Raw genomic sequence first — 16,052 nt, 5'->3', positions numbered from 1 at the left:
CAGACGGAGAAGTCATGGCCTCGTCCTCGACCGCCGCGGAGCTCATCGCCCGCTCCAACCGCCTCGGCGCCGATCCGGAGAACACGAACTACGCGGGAGGCAACACCTCCGCGAAGGGTGTCGAGACCGATCCCGTCACCGGAGAGCCCGTCGAGCTGCTCTGGGTCAAGGGCTCCGGAGGAGACCTCGGCACCCTGACAGAGTCCGGCCTCGCGGTCCTCCGCCTCGACCGCCTCCGCGCGCTCGTGAACGTCTACCCCGGCCTCGACCGCGAGGACGAGATGGTCGCCGCCTTCGACTACACGCTGCACGGCAAGGGCGGCGCCGCCCCCTCGATCGACACCGCCATGCACGGCCTCGTCGACGCCGCGCACGTCGACCACCTGCACCCCGACTCCGGCATCGCCTTCGCGACCGCCGCCGACGGCGAGCGGCTCACCGCCGAGGCCTTCGGCGGCACCGTCGCCTGGGTCCCGTGGCGCCGCCCCGGCTTCCAGCTCGGCCTCGACATCGCCGCCATCAAGGACGCGAACCCCGGAGTGATCGGCGCGATCCTCGGCGGCCACGGCATCACCGCCTGGGGCGACACGAGCGAGGAGGCGGAGGCGAACTCGCTCCGCATCATCGAGACCGCGGCCGCCTGGATCGCCGAGCACGGCGCTCCGGAGCCCTTCGGCCCCGCCCTCGACGGCTTCGCCGCGCTGCCCGAGGAGGAGCGCCGCGCCAAGGCCGCCGCCCTCGCCCCGCACCTGCGCGCGATCGCCTCGCACGACAGCCCCCGGGTCGGCCACTTCACCGACTCCCCCGAGGTGCTCGACTTCCTCGCGAGCACCGAGCACCCGCGCCTGGCCGCGCTCGGCACCTCCTGCCCCGACCACTTCCTCCGCACCAAGGTGAAGCCGCTGCTCGTCGACCTGCCGTCGACCGCCTCCGTCGAGGAGATCCTCGAGCGCCTCCCCGCGCTGCACGAGGCGTACCGCGCCGACTACCAGGCGTACTACGACGCGCACGCGACGCCCGAGAGCCCCGCGATCCGCGGCGCCGACCCGCTGATCGTCCTCGTGCCGGGCGTGGGCATGTTCTCGTACGGAGCGAACAAGCAGACCGCCCGCGTGGCCGGCGAGTTCTACGTCAACGCCATCAACGTGATGCGCGGCGCCGAGGCCATCTCGACCTACGCGCCCATCGACGAGGCCGAGAAGTTCCGCATCGAGTACTGGGCGCTCGAGGAGGCGAAGCTGCAGCGGATGCCGAAGCCGAAGCCGCTCGCCTCGCGCATCGCGCTCGTGACCGGCGCCGCCTCCGGCATCGGCAAGGCCATCGCCACGCGTCTGGCCGCCGAGGGCGCCTGCGTCGTCATCGCCGACCTCGACCTCGCGAAGGCGCAGGCCGCCGCGGCCGAGCTCGGATCGACGGACGTCGCGATCGGACTCGCCGCGAACGTCTCGGACGAGGCCGCCGTGCAGGCCGCGATCGACGCCACCGTCCTCGCCTTCGGCGGGCTCGACCTCGTCGTCAACAACGCCGGCCTGTCGCTCTCGAAGTCGCTCTTCGACACCACGGTCGCCGACTGGGACCTGCAGCACAACGTGATGGCGAAGGGCTCGTTCCTCGTCTCGAAGGCCGCGGCCCGCGTGCTCGTCGACCAGAAGCTCGGCGGCGACATCATCTACATCTCGTCGAAGAACTCGGTCTTCGCCGGCCCGAACAACATCGCGTACTCCGCCACCAAGGCCGACCAGGCCCACCAGGTGCGCCTGCTGGCCGCCGAGCTCGGCGAGCACGGCATCAAGGTGAACGGGATCAACCCCGACGGCGTCGTGCGCGGCTCCGGCATCTTCGCCTCGGGCTGGGGCGCGAACCGCGCCAAGACCTACGGCATCGAGGAGGAGGACCTGGGCAAGTTCTACGCCCAGCGCACGATCCTCAAGCGCGAGGTCGTCCCCGAGAACGTGGCCAACGCCGTGTTCGCGCTCTGCACGTCCGACTTCTCGCACACGACGGGGCTGCACGTGCCCGTTGACGCTGGAGTCGCGGCGGCGTTCCTGCGATGAAGGCCGTCGCCGCCGTCGACCTCGGAGCGACCAGCGGACGCGTGATCCTCGGCTACGTCGGCCACGACGAGCTGCGGATGCGCCACGTCGCGCGGTTCCCGAACCAGCCGGTGCGCACCCACGAGGGCGATTCCTCCGCTCTGCACTGGAACATCCTGGAGCTGTACCGCTCGCTCACCGCGGGGCTGACGAACGCCCTGCGCGAGGAGCCGGAGGTCGTCTCGATCGGCGTCGACTCGTGGGCCGTCGACTACGCATTGCTGCGGCAGGGCCGGATGCTCGGCGCTCCCTACCACTACCGCGACGAGCGGACGGCGCGTGGCGTGGCCGACGTGCACTCCTGCATCGGCGCGGAGGAGCTCTACCAGCGGAACGGCCTGCAGCACCTGCCGTTCAACACGCTGTTCCAGTTCGCGGCCGAGCGCGACGTGCTCGCGCTGGCCGATCAGGCGCTGCTCGTGCCCGACCTCATCAGCTACTGGCTGACCGGAGTCGCGGCGACCGAGATCACGAACGCCTCGACCACGGGGCTGCTGAGCCCGCACACCCGCGCGTGGGACGACGACCTCCTCACGCGCCTCGACCTTCCGCGCGGGATCCTCGCGCCGCTGATCGAGCCGGGCTCCCGGCTCGGCTCGCTCCTGCCCTCCGTCGCCGCCGATCTCGGCGCGCCGGAGAGCCTGGGCGTCGTCGCCGTCGGCTCCCACGACACGGCCTCGGCCGTCGTCGCGGTGCCCTCGACCGACGATCACGTGGCGTACATCTCGAGCGGAACCTGGTCGCTCGTCGGCGTCGAACTCGAGAAGCCGGTGGTCTCGCTGGAGGGTCGGGCCGCCAACTTCACCAACGAGGGCGGCGTCGACGGGCGCATCCGCTACCTGAAGAACGTCTCGGGTCTGTGGCTGCTGTCCGAATCCATCCGCACCTGGGAGAAGCAGTCGGGCGAGAGCATCGAGCTGCCGCTCCTGCTCGCCGAGGCCGCCGCGATCCGCGGGCGCATCACCACGTTCGACGCGGCCGACGAGCGCTTCGTCGCGCCGGGCAACATCCCCGGTCGCATCGTGGAGTGGTGCGTCGAGAACGGCCTGGAGCAGCCGCGCACCCGCGCGGAGTTCGTGCGGTCGATCCTCGAGTCGCTCGCCGAGGCCTACGCCGTGGCGCTCGAGCAGGCCTCGGCCCTCTCGGGCGTGCGGATCGACGCGGTGCACGTGGTCGGCGGAGGCTCGCAGAACGAGCTGCTCTGCCAGCTGACCGCGGACCGCACGGGCCGCACCGTGCTCGCCGGGCCCGTCGAGGCGACCGCGATCGGCAACATCCTGGTGCAGGCGCGGGCGCAGGGTCTCGTCACCGGCTCTCTGGAGTCGCTCCGCGCGATCGTGCGGACGGCGTTCCCGCCGGTGCGGTACACGCCCCGCGCGCTGACGCCCCTGTCCCGCTGACGCCGCGCTCCACCTCCGGCTCGCAGGATCCTGTTCGGCTCGTCCGAGCCGCAGGATCCTGCGAGCCGAACGTGTTCCCGCGAGCCGGGCTCGAGCGGATCGACGATCCGTCGCTCACAGGCTCTTGCCAGGTCCGCACCGGTCCCGCTACGGTCGACGGAGCCGAACCCACGAAAGGAGCCGAGCATGCCGCACATCGCGCACATCACCGCCGGCTTCTCCGGCGTCCACTCCGCCTGACCGGTCGAGCCTCCCGCTCGTCATCGCTCAGACGGTGACGACGCTCGAGAAGCTCCCGGTCCCGCGGGTCCCCCGCGCGGATCGTCGTCCCGTCCCGGACCCACGCGGGTCCCGCACCGCCTTGGCGGCGGTGCCTCCGCGCGCCCTCGAGCGCGCTCCTCCTCGCGCCCTCGCGGCGCTCTTCGGCGCGCCCGCGCGCCTGCACGACAAGGACACCCTCATGAACACCGCACTCGGGGCGACCCGGTACGCCTCTCCCCCTCACCGCCGGTCCGCCGACCTGCTCGACCGCCTCGCCCTGCGGGTCGGAGTCGCGCTCGTCGCGTGGAGCCGACGCGAACGCCGCCTCCCCCTCAGCCACGCCGACGTCGTCGCCCTCCGCCGCGAGCGCGCCGACCTCCTCGAGCGCGAGCGGAGGCACCAGCTCCTCCGCCTCCCCCGCTGACCGCCGCCCGGCGCACGCGGATCTCGATACGCCCGCTCCGCGGGCTACTCGATCAGCGAGGCGCTCCCCGACCGGAGGCGCCCGATCAGCAGGGAATGCTCGCTGGTCGAGTAGCTCCGCAGGGGCGTATCGAGACCCACCGACGCCCGGGACAGCTCCGTCGTCAGCTGCTCACCCGTGGTCAGCGACCGGACAGCCGCAGCCCGACGAGCACGAGCCCCGCCGCCACGGCGGCAGTACCGAACGCGAGCATCGCGGCGCCTCCCACGGAGCCGAGCGTGAGCGACGCCACGACGATCAGCAGCACGCCGACGACCAGCAGAGCCGCGGTATACGCGGTGAGGGAAGTCCGATCATTCATGCACGGAGGCTAGCGGTCACCGGAACGGACCAGCACCGCTCCGCCTCGGCTCCACCGCTGCGGTGCACGTCGCGCCGGCTCTCTAGGATTTTCTACTGCTATCTAGTGTTTTTTTTAGACAGCGCTAGATTGTGATAGATGGAACCGGCACTCAACCCCTACGCACCCGGATCCGGCCTGCAGCCGCCTGCCCTCGTCGGACGTGAGATCGAGATCGATGCGTTCGATCTGCTCATCGCCCGCTCGCGAGCAGGTCGGCACAGCCGCGGTCTCGTCCTGCACGGCCTCCGGGGCGTGGGCAAGACCGTGCTGCTCAACACCTTCCGCTCTCAGGCGGAGCGCGCCGAGTGGCTGCTGGTCGACATCGAGGCGCAGGCGTCGGAATCCGGTCGGGAAGCCGCACGGCGCACTCTCGGACGAGAGATCTCGCTCGCCGCGCGCCGCCTGTATCGAGGTCGTGGGATGAGCGAGGCGGTCCATCGCGCCCTCGGCACGATCCGGTCCTTCAGCGCTCGACTCGGGGACATCGGCTTCGAGGTCGGAGTCGATCCTGCGAAGGGCCGCGCCGACTCGGGCCGGATCGATGTGGACCTTCTCGAGCTCGTCGAGGATCTGGTGCCTGCGTTGCACGAGCGCCAGATCGCCTTCGGTCTGTTCATCGACGAGATGCAGGATCTCGACGACGAACTGATGACGGCGATCGTCGCCGTTCAGCACCGCGCGGGACAACGGGAGTGGCCCTTCTACGTCACGGGCGCAGGTCTTCCGACCCTCCCCTCCAGGCTCAGCGCAGCCCGGTCGTACGCCGAGCGACTGTTCAACTACCGCGAGATCGGCCCGCTGAACGACACCGCCGCGAGACGAGCCCTCGTCGACCCCGCGCGGGTGCTCGGCGCCGCCTACGACGAGGACGCGGCGGATCTTCTCGTCGCTTCGTCCCGCGGCTACCCGTACTTCCTGCAGACATACGGTCAGGCTGCCTGGGATCTCGGGTTCGGACGACGGATCACGCTGGACGACGCCCGTGGAGCACTGTCCCGAGGGAACGAGGACCTCGACATGGGCTTCTTCCCGGCCCGATGGGACCGTGCCACTCCTGCCGAGCGGAACTACCTCGCCGCAATGGCGGTCGACGCAGGAGTCCCCTCGTCGACCACCGAGCTGGCGGAACGGTTGGGCGCGAAGCCCAGCCGACTCAGCCCCACGCGTCAGTCTCTGATCGAGAAGGGCATCATCTACGCGCCGGACAGAGGGCTGGTCGCCTTCACCGTTCCCGTGATGGACGAGTTCGTCCGTCGCCGCCAGCAGGGCTAGCTGCTCGCCCGCTGCACCGTCCGCAGTTTCGGCTGAGAGCGGACTCGCGCGGTTACCGTGGAGCATGCTCCCGGCTCCGACCGATCGACTGCGCTTCCGCGAGATGCGCCTCGACGACCTCGACGATCTGGCCGCCCTCCTCGGCGATCCCGATGTAATGACGTACTACCCCGCTCCGAAGACCCGCGACGGAGCCCGGGAGTGGATCGCCTGGAACCTCCGCAACTACGCGGAGCACGGGTTCGGCCTGTGGATCGTGGAGACCCGCGACGGGGAGTTCGTCGGCGACTGCGGCCTCACCTGGCAGGACGTGAACGGGACGCCTGAGCTCGAGGTCGGCTATCACGTGCGTACCGCCCTCCAGGGTCGAGGTCTGGCGACGGAGGCGGCGGCCGCGTGCCGCGATCTCGCGCGGACGAGCATCGCGACGGAGACGCTGGTGGCGATCCTCCACCCCGACAACCGCGCCTCGGAGCAGGTCGCTCGGAAGATCGGCATGCAGCGCGCGGCGGACGACCTCGGCGGCGACCTTCCCGCGCGCACCGTGATGAGCATGCGGCTCAGCTGAGCCCTGAGGACGCTCGAGCAGCCGTCGCGGGCGGCCTCCCGCTCCTCCGCAGACCCCCCTTGAGGGTGACTGGGCGGCACTGCGCCGCGGCATGGCGGGCGAGGCCTCGGATCAGGCATGCGAGGGGCCTCGCATCTCGTGGAAGGATCCCTGTCAGGGGGGCTGCTGACCGGCTCACCGCTCGGTCTGACGGAAGGACCACGGGACCCGCCTTGCTCGACGCCACGACCCTCCGAGTCGCTTTCGGGGTCACCACGCTCACGCTGTTCCTCCTGTTCGCCTTCGTCACGTTCCGCACGACCCGCTCGGCCTTCAGCTTCTGGTGGTGCGCCGGGCTCGCCCTCTTCATGGCCGGCTCGCTCGCCTACCTCCGCGACTTCACTCCGGATCAGGTGTGGGCGAATCCGCTGGGCAACGGACTGATCGTGGCCGGCGCCGGCTGCGTGTGGATGGGCAGCCGTTCGCTGCGCACGAGGCCCACTCCGTGGTGGCTCGTCGTCGGCCCCGCCGTGCTGGTCACGGCCGTGTCGAGCGCCGACTCGCCGGCTGTGAACGACTGGTCCGGAGGCCCGCTGTACCTCGCTCTGATGGCGTCGCTCATCGGACTGTCGACCCGCGAGATCGCACTGCTGGACGCCGGGCACTCGCGCACCCGCTGGCCGCTGCTGCTCTCCTCCGGGGCCCTCGCGGTCTACTACGCGGCGCGGCTCGTCGCGTTCCTCGCGGCCGGACCGCGGAGCGACCTCTTCACCACCTGGTTCGGCACGCCGTCGACCACTCTGATCACGCTGATCCTCCTCGTGGTGGTGTCGTTCAGCATGGCGTCGCTCAGCGGCGAGCAGGTCGCCAAGGTGCTCTCGGCCCGGGCCGCGCGCTCGCGGCAGGAGCTCGCCGACGGAGGAGGGGTGCAGCGGCGTCTGCAGCCCAAGTCCGTCCCGGACCTCCCCGGCTACGAGGTCGCCGGTGCGTGCGTGCCCAGCGGAGCGGTCAGCGGCGACTTCTTCGACTGGCAGCGCACCGAGGACGGCCTCGTGGTGACGCTGGCCGACGTGATGGGCAAGGGCGTCGGAGCCGCGATGATCGCCGCCACCGTGCGCGCGTCGCTCCGCGTGGCCCTCCCCTCGCACGACCCCGGCCGCACGCTGGCCGCGGTCGACCGGGCCGTCGAGGCGGACCTCGAGGCGAACGAGGCCTTCGTGACCCTGCTGCACCTGCGGCTCGACGCGGCCACCGGAGCGATCACCTCCGTCGATGCCGGTCACGGCCTGGGCATCGTCTGCCGGGCCGACGGCTCCCGCGAGCGGATCCCGTCGCACAATCTGCCGCTCGGCGCGCTCGGCACGCAGGAGTGGCGCACCAGCAGCGTCCGCCTCGCTCCCGGCGACCTCCTGCTCGTCTGCAGCGACGGAGTGCTCGACCTCTTCGACGGGACCCTGGACTCGCTGACCCGCGTGGCGGACACCGCGACGGCCGGCGAGCCGAGCGCCTCCGCCGCCGTGGCGCGCGTCACGCGCCTGGCCGCCGACGGGACGCCGACGGACGACGTGACCGTGGTCGCGATCCGCCGCACCGCCGCCTGACCCGGAGCGGCGCTTGCGCGCACCACGTCCCCAGCGCGACGTTCCGCGGAACGGGCTGGGACATCTCTCGAAGGCCCGCTTCGCGTCGAGTCGCGCCGCTGGACGCTCGCGAGTGGACTCGATCCGGGGCCTCGTGACGCCCCGGAGCCCCTTCCGCGACAACTCGCGCCATCGGACGACGGACGCCGACCCCTGGCAACGCGGAACGGCCGGTCCCGCGGAGATCCGCGGCACCGGCCGTTCCTGCGCCTGAGCGCCGGGCTACCTCGTGCAGGCCACGTTGCTGATCGGGCTGCCGCCCGAGTTCGAGCAGCTCGCGACGTTGCCCCAGGTCGACCAGGTCGACGGCTGGTGCACGTAGACCGGGTAGGCGGGGGCGTTCGAGACGCGGTTCGCGGTGACGATGTTGCCGTTGCCGGAGCCGTCGGCGCGGGTGATGATCGACACCCCGTAGGTACGCGGGTTCACGACCGTGTTGCCGGCCGCGGTCCACTTCGTGCCCGAGAGCATGATCAGCGAGTTCACGTCGGACGCCGTCCGGCTGGTGCCGGTGACCACGTTGCCGATGATCCAGCCGTCGCGGGTGCCCTCCTTCGCCTCGATCGGATCCGATCCCGCGTTGCTGATCACGTTGTCCATGACGGCGATGCGGTCGGTCCGGTCGGGGTCGCAGCCGTTGTACTCGCACCAGTTGCGGTCGGAGGTGCCCACGTAGACGCCCTCGCCGTAGGTGGCGGTGACCACTCCGGTGCGGGTGATCGTCGAGCCGACGATGAGCGAGTCGGTCGTCTGGTTGCGGAAGTGCACGCCCTCGTAGCCGATCTCGGTGACGCTCAGGCCGGCCATCTGCACGCCCTTGCTCGCCAGCACGTGGATGCCCTGGAACGAGTTCTTGACGGAGAAGCCGACGAGGTGGACGTCGTTGGCGCTGTTGAGGATCAGGGCCATTCCCGAGCCCGTGCTGCCGCTGGTGAGCACGGCGTTCGGCGAACCGCAGAGCCAGACGCCCTCGCTGCTGGCCGGGATCGACCTCAGGGCGAACTTGCCGACGTAGACGCCGTCCTCGAGTCCGATCACGTCGCCGGGGCGGGCGCCGATCAGAGCGGTGTTCAGCTCGGCGGCGGTCCGCACCGTCTTGGTGGGCGTCGGGCAGTCGAAGGCGGCCTGCAGCGTCGCGCGGGTGCTCATCTGCTCGGCGGTGACGGTGGCCGGCTCGGTGACGGTCGACAGGCGGCCGTCGCTGTCGCGGGCGGTGATCCAGTAGGAGTAGGGCACTCCGAGCGCCGCGCTCTCGTCGCGGTACTGGCGCACCGGGTCGGTGACCGAGGCGATCGTCTCGTCCGTGGATCCGTCGGAGCGGTGCACCTCGTAGGAGACGACGTCCGAGGAGAACGGAGCGTTCCAGCCCAGGACGTAGCCCTCGACCAGGGGGAACGCCTCGACCCCGCCGACGGCCAGACCGTCGCCGGCCAGCTCGAAGGCGTCGATGATCAGGTTCTTGTCGCTCGAGGCCGAGTTCTTCCGACCCGTGTACGCGATCTTCACGGTGTGCATCGTGTCGTCGAGGTCGGAGCGCTCGAAGACGGGCACCTGGTACTTCGTGGAGGAGCTGTACCGGTCGACGGAGGCGACGCGCGTCCCGTCGATGTACACGTCCGCGATCCCGGAGGAGGGGGTCGTGCGGCTGAGCCAGCGGAACGCGGTTCCGACGAACGTGAACTGCACGCTGCCGGCGCTGTTGAGGTAGCCGATGCTGCCGCCGCTGTCGCCGCCGGTCATGGTGCGCCACGAGCCGGAGTAGTCCAGGTCGCCGTTGCTCTGCTCGACCCACGTCGGCGTCGTGCCGGTCGGCAGGAACGTCGAATCGGTCGGGGTGGTCGGCGCGGTGGGGGTGGGCGTCGGAGTCGGAGCCGTCTTGATCAGGTCGAAGGCGTCGATCACGAGGTTCCGGTCGGTCGCGCTCGCGTTCTTCGATCCCGAGTAGGCGATCTTCACGGTGTGCACGCCGTCCGCGAGCCCGGTCTTGGTGAAGACGGGCACCTGGTACTTCGTGGTCGAGCTGTAGCGGTCGACGCTGCTGACGAGCTTTCCGTCGATGTAGACGTTCGCGATGCCGGCCGACGCGGTGGTGCGGCTGAGCCAGGTGATCGCGGTGCCGTCGAAGGTGAACTCGACGTGGCCGGCGCTGTTGAGGTACTTGATGCCTCCGCCGCTGTCACCGCCGGTCATCGACCGCCAGCTGCCGGTGTAGGAGAGCTTGGAGTGGCCGTCCTCGACCCGCAGCGGGTCGCTGCCGGTGGGGGAGAAGTCGGCGACAGGCTCGGGCGTCGCGGTGGGGGTCGCGGTGGGCGTCGCCGTGGGCGTGGCGGTCGGCGTGGGCGTGGCCGTGGGCGTCTCGGTCGGGGTCGCGGTCGGCGTGGCCGTGGCCGTGGGCGTCGCGGTCGGGGTCGCCGTCGGCGTCGGCGTCGCGGTCGGCGTGGCGGTCGGCGTGGCCGTGGGCGTCGCGGTCGGCGTCGCCGTCGGAGTGGCCGTGGGCGTCGGCTCGGCCGTCGCCGTCGCCGTGGGCGTGGGGGTCGGCGTCGCGATGGCCGTGGCCGTCGGCGTCGGCGTCGCCGCGACCGTGCGGACGAGGTCGAAGGCGTCGATGACGAGGTTGCCGTCACTGGCCCGCGTGTTCTTCGCGCCGGTGTAGGCGATCCTGACCGTGTGGACGCCGTCCGCGAGGCCCGTCTTCGTGAAGACCGGGACCTGGTACTTGGTCGTCGAGCTGTAGCGGTCGGCGGTGCCGGCCGGCTTCCCGTCGATGATCACGTCCGCGATGCCCGCCGACGCGGTCATCCGGCTGAGCCAGGTGAAGCCGGTACCCGCGAAGGTGAACTCGACGTGGCCGGCGCTGTTGAGGTACTTGATCCCTCCGCCGCTGTCGCCACCGGTCATCGACCGCCAGGTGCCCGTCCAGCGGAGCTTCGCGTGGCCGTCCTCGACGCGCATCGGAGAGGCCCCGGGCGTGAAGTCCGGCACGACCACCGGGGCGGTCGTCGGAGTCGTCGTCGGGGCGGTCGTCGGCGTCGCCGTGGGCGTGGGCGACGTGCTGCCCACCGGAGCGGTGGTCGGCGTCGGCGTCGGCGTCGCGGGCGGAGTCTCCTTGCCGAGCTCGAACGCGTCGATGATCAGATTGGCGCCCGTCGCCTTGCTGTTCTTCTTCCCCGTGTACGAGACCTTCACCGTGTGCACGGTGTCCGGAAGGCCTGTCTTGGTGAATACCGGCACCTGGTACTTGGTCGTCGAGGAGTACCGATCGACCGTGGCGAGAAGCTTTCCGTCGAGATAGACGTTGGCGATTCCCGACGTCGCTCCCGTGCGGCTGACCCAGCGGAAGGCGGTTCCGGTGAACTTGAATTGAACGTATCCGGTGCTGTTCAGGTATTTGATCGCACCGCCGCTGTCACCGCCGGTCATCTTCGTCCAAGAACCCGAATAGGTGAGGTCCGCACTCGTCTCCTGCACCCTGATGGGGGTGGAATAGGTGGGCTGCAGAGTCGCGGCCCAGGCGGGCTGCGCGAGGCCGCCGAAGGCGAGCACCGACACCAGAAGAGCGATGAGCGCGGTGATGATCCGCGATCGTCGGAAAGGCCTGTGACTATCGCGGGGGACAGCGGAAGAAGACGAGAGGGGCAACAGAACTCCGGCGGTATCCGAAAGGGAATGGGGTTGCTGCGAATCTAGTGATGTCCTAGTAATCGATAAGCAAGCGGAGGATCTGTCACCCGCATGCCCCCCGGAAGGGCCGCGTTTCCCTGAGGGCCGAATCATGCCCGAAACACGGGTGAATTCCCGACGCTGGTTAACCCCCCTGAAAGGGGATTTCCGAGGGTTAGGCACTCCCTTATCAATGTCCCCCTTTCGAGTACTCCTCTCTCCCGCGACCCGGGCACCCCCCTTCCTGCGAGACCGGGGCGAACCCCGCCCGCCGTCTGGCGACTCCGCGACGGTGAGGTTAGGCTTACCTTCGCAATCCACAGACCCCCGCTCCGAAGGACGCTCGTGCCCGCCATCCGCACCCCCCGCCGCCTCACCGCCGTCGCCTCGCTCGGCCTCACCGCCCTGCTGCTCACGGCCTGCTCCGGAGGCGCCGACGCCGGCACCGACGACGCCTCGCCGTCCGCGGCCGGCTTCCCCGTCACCGTCGAGCACGCGTTCGGCGAGACCACCGTCGAGTCGGCCGACCGCGTCGTCGCTACCAGCTGGACCAACCAGGACGTCGCGCTCGCGCTCGGCGTCACCCCGGTCGGCTTCACCCGCGCCTCCTACGGCGACGAGGACGGCGACGGACTGCTGGTCTGGACGAAGGAGGCCCTCGATGCGGCCGGCGCCGAGACTCCGGAGCTCTTCGACGAGACCGACGGCGTGCCCTTCGAGGCGATCGCCGACCTGACGCCCGACGTGATCCTCTCGGCCTACTCCGGCATCTCGCAGCAGGACTACGACACGATGTCGCAGATCGCCCCGACCGTGGCCTACCCGGGCCTGGCCTGGGGCACGACCTGGCAGGACTCCGCGAAGCTCGACGGCGCCGCCCTCGGGCTCGCCGACGAGGCCGAGGCGAAGGTCGCCGAGGTCGAGGACGAGATCGCCGCGACCGTCGCCGAGCACCCCTCGCTCGAGGGCACCACCTTCACCTACGGCTGGTACGACCCCACCGACGCGAGCTCCTTCACCTACTACACGCCGAACGACGCTCGCGTGAAGTACGTCGAGGACCTCGGCCTCGAGGTCGCGCCCAGCATCGTCGAGCTCTCGGGCGACTCCGAGGCGTTCAGCGGCACCCTCAGCGCCGAGAACGCCGACCAGCTCGACGCCGACGTGCTCATCGTCTACGGCGACGAGACCACCCTCCCGGCCCTGCAGGCCGATCCGCTGCTCTCCAAGATCCCGGCCGTCGCGCGCGGCTCGGTCTACGTCCTCACCGACGGCTCGTCCCTCGCGATGGCCACCTCCTCGCCCAACCTGCTGAGCATCCCGTGGGGTCTCGACGAGTACACGGCGGGGATCGCGGCGGCCGCCGACAAGGTGTCGTGAGCACCGACGCCTCCGCTCCTCCCCGGCGCCTGCGCCCCTTCTGGCTCGGCGCCGTCGTCGTCGCGCTCGCCCTGGCCTCGATCGCCTCGCTGGTCTTCGGTTCGCGCGAGATCCCGCTCGCCGAGGTCTGGCCGGCGCTGACCTCGCCCGACCCGGCGTCCATCGTCGACGCCGCGGTGCAGAACCGCGTGCCGCGCACTGTGCTCGCCCTGCTGGTCGGCGCCTCCCTGGGCCTGGCCGGCGCCGTCATGCAGGGCATGACGCGCAACCCGCTCGCCGACCCGGGCATCCTGGGGCTGAATGCCGGGGCGTCGCTCGCAGTGGTCCTGGGCATCTCGGTCCTCGGAGTGACGACCCTCCCGCAGTACATCTGGCTCGCGTTCCTCGGCGCGGCCGCCGCGGGCGCCTTCGTCTACGCGGTCGCCTCGCTCGGCCGCGACGGAGCGACCCCGCTCAAGCTCGCCCTCGCCGGCGCCGCGACCGCCGCCGCGCTCACCTCGCTGATCAGCGCCGTGCTGCTCACCCAGGAGGAGACGCTCAACCGCTTCCGCTTCTGGCAGGTCGGCGGAGTCGGCGGTGCCGAGACCGGAGCGATCCTGCAGGTCCTGCCGTTCCTGGCCGTCGGCGCGCTGCTCGCGCTCGCCAGCGCCCGCGGCCTCGACGCCCTGGCTCTCGGCGACGACCTCGCGACCGGCCTCGGCCGCCGCGTCGGCCGCATCCGCCTGGTCGCCGGCATCGCCGCCGTGCTGCTGTGCGGCGCCGCCACCGCCGTCGCGGGGCCCATCGGATTCATCGGCCTCGTGGTCCCGCACCTCGCGCGCCGCCTGACCGGGCCCGCGCACGCGTGGCTCCTCCCCGCTTCGGCCCTGCTCGGCGCCCTGCTGCTGCTCACCGCCGACGTCGTCGGGCGCGTCGTCGCGCGGCCCAGCGACGTCGAGGTCGGCATCGTCACCGCCCTGATCGGAGCGCCCGTGCTGATCGCGATCGTGCGCCGCTCGAAGGTGAGGGCCCTGTGAGCGCGGCCACGCCACTCCGCTCGTCCGGGAACGCCCCCGGAGACGCGCCCGGCATCGTGGCCGGGCGGAGCCGGCGCGCCCGCCGCACCGCGATCGGCTGCGCGGTCCTCGCCGCCCTCGCCCTGGCGCTCGTGCTCGTGTCGATCAGCGTCGGCACCACCGTCTACTCCCCCGTCGACGTCGTCCGGGTGATCCTCGGCGACACCGTTCCCGGAGCGTCCTTCACGGTCGGCACGCTGCGCCTGCCGCGCACGATCACGGCCGTGCTGGTCGGCACGGGCTTCGGGATGGGCGGCGTGATCTTCCAGACGCTGCTGCGCAACGCGCTCGCCAGCCCCGACATCATCGGCATCACGTCCGGGGCGAGCGCCGCGGCCGTCGTCGCGATAGCGTTCCTCGGGTTGTCGGGAGTCGCCGTCTCGGTGATCGCCGTCACCGCGGGCCTGCTGACCGCGCTCGTCATCGCCGGGCTGGCGGGCAGCGGCGGAGTCGCGGGCGCACGGCTGATCCTGATCGGCATCGGTGTGGGTGCGATGTTCCAGAGCGTGATCGCGTACGTGCAGACGCGTGCCGACTTCGAGGACGTGCAGGAGTCGCTGCGCTGGCTGACCGGCAGTCTCAACCAGGCGCTGTGGCCGGGCGTGCCGCCGCTCGCGCTGGCGATGCTCGTGCTGGTGCCGCTGGCGCTGCTGCTCTCGGGCCGGCTGCGGATGCTGCAGCTCGGCGACGACTCCGCCACCGCCCTGGGCGTCGCCGTCGGCCGCGACCGCGCCGCGCTGCTGGCCGTGGCCGTCGGGCTCGTCGCCGTCGCGACCGCCGCCACCGGCCCGATCGCTTTCGTGGCCTTCGTGTCGGGGCCGATCGCGCGGCGTCTCCTACCGGATGCGCGGTCCCTGCTCGTCCCCTCCGCTCTCGTCGGGGTGGTCGTGGTGCTCGCCGCAGACCTCGTCGCCCAGCACGTCGCGGGGCTCGCCTTCTCGGGCGCCCGCTTCCCCGTCGGAGTGGTGACGGGTGCCCTCGGCGCCCCGTTCCTGCTCTGGCTCCTCGCCCGCCGCAACCGCACCGGAGGCACTCTGTGACCGCATCGACCACGCCCGCCCCGTCCGCCGCGGGGGCCTCCTCCGTCTCTGCGGGCTCCGTCTCGGCGCACCGCACGCTCGCGGTCGATGCCGTCACGCTCGCCTACGACGAGCGCGTCGTCGTCGACGGCCTCTCGCTCGACGTGCCCACCGGCGCGATCAGCGTGATCGTCGGTGCGAACGCCTGCGGCAAGTCGACGCTCCTGCGCGCGATGGCGCGGCTGATCACTCCGCGGACCGGAGCCGTCCTGCTCGACGGGCAGGCGATCCACACGCTGCCGACCAAGCAGGTCGCGACGCAGGTGGGGCTGCTGCCGCAGACCCCGATCGCCCCCGAGGGCATCGCGGTGTCGGATCTGGTCGCCCGCGGCCGCTACCCGCACCGCGGCTGGTTCGGCCGGGGCTCCTCCGCCGACGACGACGCGATCGTCGAGGACGCCCTGCGCGCCACCGGCACCCTCGAGATCGCCGACCGCCCGGTCGACGAGCTCTCGGGCGGCCAGCGCCAGCGCGTCTGGATCGCCCTGGCCCTCGCGCAGCGCACCGACGTGCTCCTGCTGGACGAGCCGACCACCTACCTCGACGTCTCGCACCAGATCGAGGTGCTCGACCTGCTCACCGACCTCAACCGCACCCGCGGCACGACGATCGTGATCGTGCTGCACGACCTGAACCTCGCGGCGCGCTACGCGGACCACCTGTTCGCGGTGCGCGCCGGCGCGCTGTACGCCTCGGGGACGCCGGCCGAGGTCGTGACCTCGGAGGTCGTGCGCGCGGTGTTCGGGATGGAGTCGCGGATCATCGAGGACCCGGTCTCGCGCACCCCGCTGGTGCTGCCGATCGGGCGGCACCACGCGGGCTGAGTTCGCCCCCACTC

Annotated in this window: 12 protein-coding genes; 10 read left to right on the top strand and 2 right to left on the bottom strand. The window is 71.4% G+C overall.

What is annotated here, in order from left to right; genetic code table 11:
• Positions 1 to 14 precede the first annotated feature (14 nt).
• The 3 genes from LRG51_RS18760 (at position 15) to LRG51_RS18750 (ending at position 4,178) form a co-directional block, all read left to right on the top strand.
• The gene (locus tag LRG51_RS18760; RefSeq protein WP_230674177.1) at positions 15 to 2,054 is read left to right on the top strand and encodes a bifunctional aldolase/short-chain dehydrogenase; all 2,040 of its coding nucleotides are present in this window, start codon (positions 15 to 17) and stop codon (positions 2,052 to 2,054) included.
• Positions 2,051 to 3,493 (top strand): rhamnulokinase, encoded by a 1,443-nt coding sequence (locus tag LRG51_RS18755; RefSeq protein ID WP_230674176.1) that lies wholly within the window; start codon positions 2,051 to 2,053, stop codon positions 3,491 to 3,493. Before LRG51_RS18760 ends, LRG51_RS18755 begins: the two co-directional genes overlap by 4 nt.
• 460 nt (positions 3,494 to 3,953) lie before the next feature.
• Positions 3,954 to 4,178: a hypothetical protein gene (locus LRG51_RS18750; RefSeq protein WP_157603105.1), complete on the top strand. Its 225-nt coding sequence runs from the start codon at positions 3,954 to 3,956 to the stop codon at positions 4,176 to 4,178.
• Between the two features lie 181 nt (positions 4,179 to 4,359).
• Here LRG51_RS18750 and LRG51_RS18745 read toward each other — a convergent pair whose 3' ends face one another.
• On the bottom strand, positions 4,360 to 4,539 hold the full coding sequence (locus LRG51_RS18745; protein ID WP_157603104.1) for a hypothetical protein: 180 nt from the start codon (positions 4,537 to 4,539) through the stop codon (positions 4,360 to 4,362).
• Between the two features lie 138 nt (positions 4,540 to 4,677).
• On the opposite strand from LRG51_RS18745, the gene LRG51_RS18740 reads away from it, so the two are divergent.
• The 3 genes from LRG51_RS18740 (at position 4,678) to LRG51_RS18730 (ending at position 8,001) form a co-directional block, all read left to right on the top strand.
• Positions 4,678 to 5,853, top strand: a complete 1,176-nt coding sequence (locus tag LRG51_RS18740) for an AAA family ATPase (protein WP_055789479.1) — start codon at positions 4,678 to 4,680, stop codon at positions 5,851 to 5,853.
• A gap of 64 nt (positions 5,854 to 5,917) precedes the next feature.
• Positions 5,918 to 6,421, top strand: coding sequence for a GNAT family N-acetyltransferase (locus LRG51_RS18735; protein WP_055789474.1), 504 nt, complete (start codon positions 5,918 to 5,920; stop codon positions 6,419 to 6,421).
• 212 nt (positions 6,422 to 6,633) lie between these two features.
• On the top strand, positions 6,634 to 8,001 hold the full coding sequence (locus LRG51_RS18730; protein WP_230674175.1) for a PP2C family protein-serine/threonine phosphatase: 1,368 nt from the start codon (positions 6,634 to 6,636) through the stop codon (positions 7,999 to 8,001).
• 261 nt (positions 8,002 to 8,262) lie between these two features.
• On the opposite strand, the gene LRG51_RS18725 is transcribed toward LRG51_RS18730, so the two are convergent.
• The gene (locus tag LRG51_RS18725) at positions 8,263 to 11,589 is read right to left on the bottom strand and encodes a hypothetical protein (protein ID WP_230674174.1); all 3,327 of its coding nucleotides are present in this window, start codon (positions 11,587 to 11,589) and stop codon (positions 8,263 to 8,265) included.
• 456 nt (positions 11,590 to 12,045) lie between these two features.
• Here LRG51_RS18725 and LRG51_RS18720 point away from each other — a divergent pair, with 456 nt between their 5' ends.
• The 4 genes from LRG51_RS18720 to LRG51_RS18705 are packed head-to-tail and all read left to right on the top strand — an operon-like array spanning position 12,046 to position 16,038.
• A complete protein-coding gene (locus tag LRG51_RS18720; protein ID WP_055789465.1) occupies positions 12,046 to 13,080 on the top strand; it encodes an iron-siderophore ABC transporter substrate-binding protein in 1,035 nt (344 codons plus the stop codon).
• Positions 13,077 to 14,096, top strand: coding sequence for a FecCD family ABC transporter permease (locus LRG51_RS18715; RefSeq protein ID WP_230674173.1), 1,020 nt, complete (start codon positions 13,077 to 13,079; stop codon positions 14,094 to 14,096). Before LRG51_RS18720 ends, LRG51_RS18715 begins: the two co-directional genes overlap by 4 nt.
• On the top strand, positions 14,093 to 15,175 hold the full coding sequence (locus LRG51_RS18710) for a FecCD family ABC transporter permease (RefSeq protein ID WP_230674172.1): 1,083 nt from the start codon (positions 14,093 to 14,095) through the stop codon (positions 15,173 to 15,175). Before LRG51_RS18715 ends, LRG51_RS18710 begins: the two co-directional genes overlap by 4 nt.
• A complete protein-coding gene (locus tag LRG51_RS18705) occupies positions 15,172 to 16,038 on the top strand; it encodes an ABC transporter ATP-binding protein (RefSeq protein ID WP_055789459.1) in 867 nt (288 codons plus the stop codon). The genes LRG51_RS18710 and LRG51_RS18705 overlap by 4 nt, the downstream gene beginning before the upstream one ends.
• Positions 16,039 to 16,052: the final 14 nt, after the last annotated feature.

The organism is Rathayibacter sp. Leaf248 (assembly GCF_920939495.1).
Classification (GTDB): domain Bacteria; phylum Actinomycetota; class Actinomycetes; order Actinomycetales; family Microbacteriaceae; genus Rathayibacter; species Rathayibacter caricis.
Note: the sequence above shows the minus strand (reverse complement) of the source record. Positions and strands in the feature narration are given on the sequence as shown.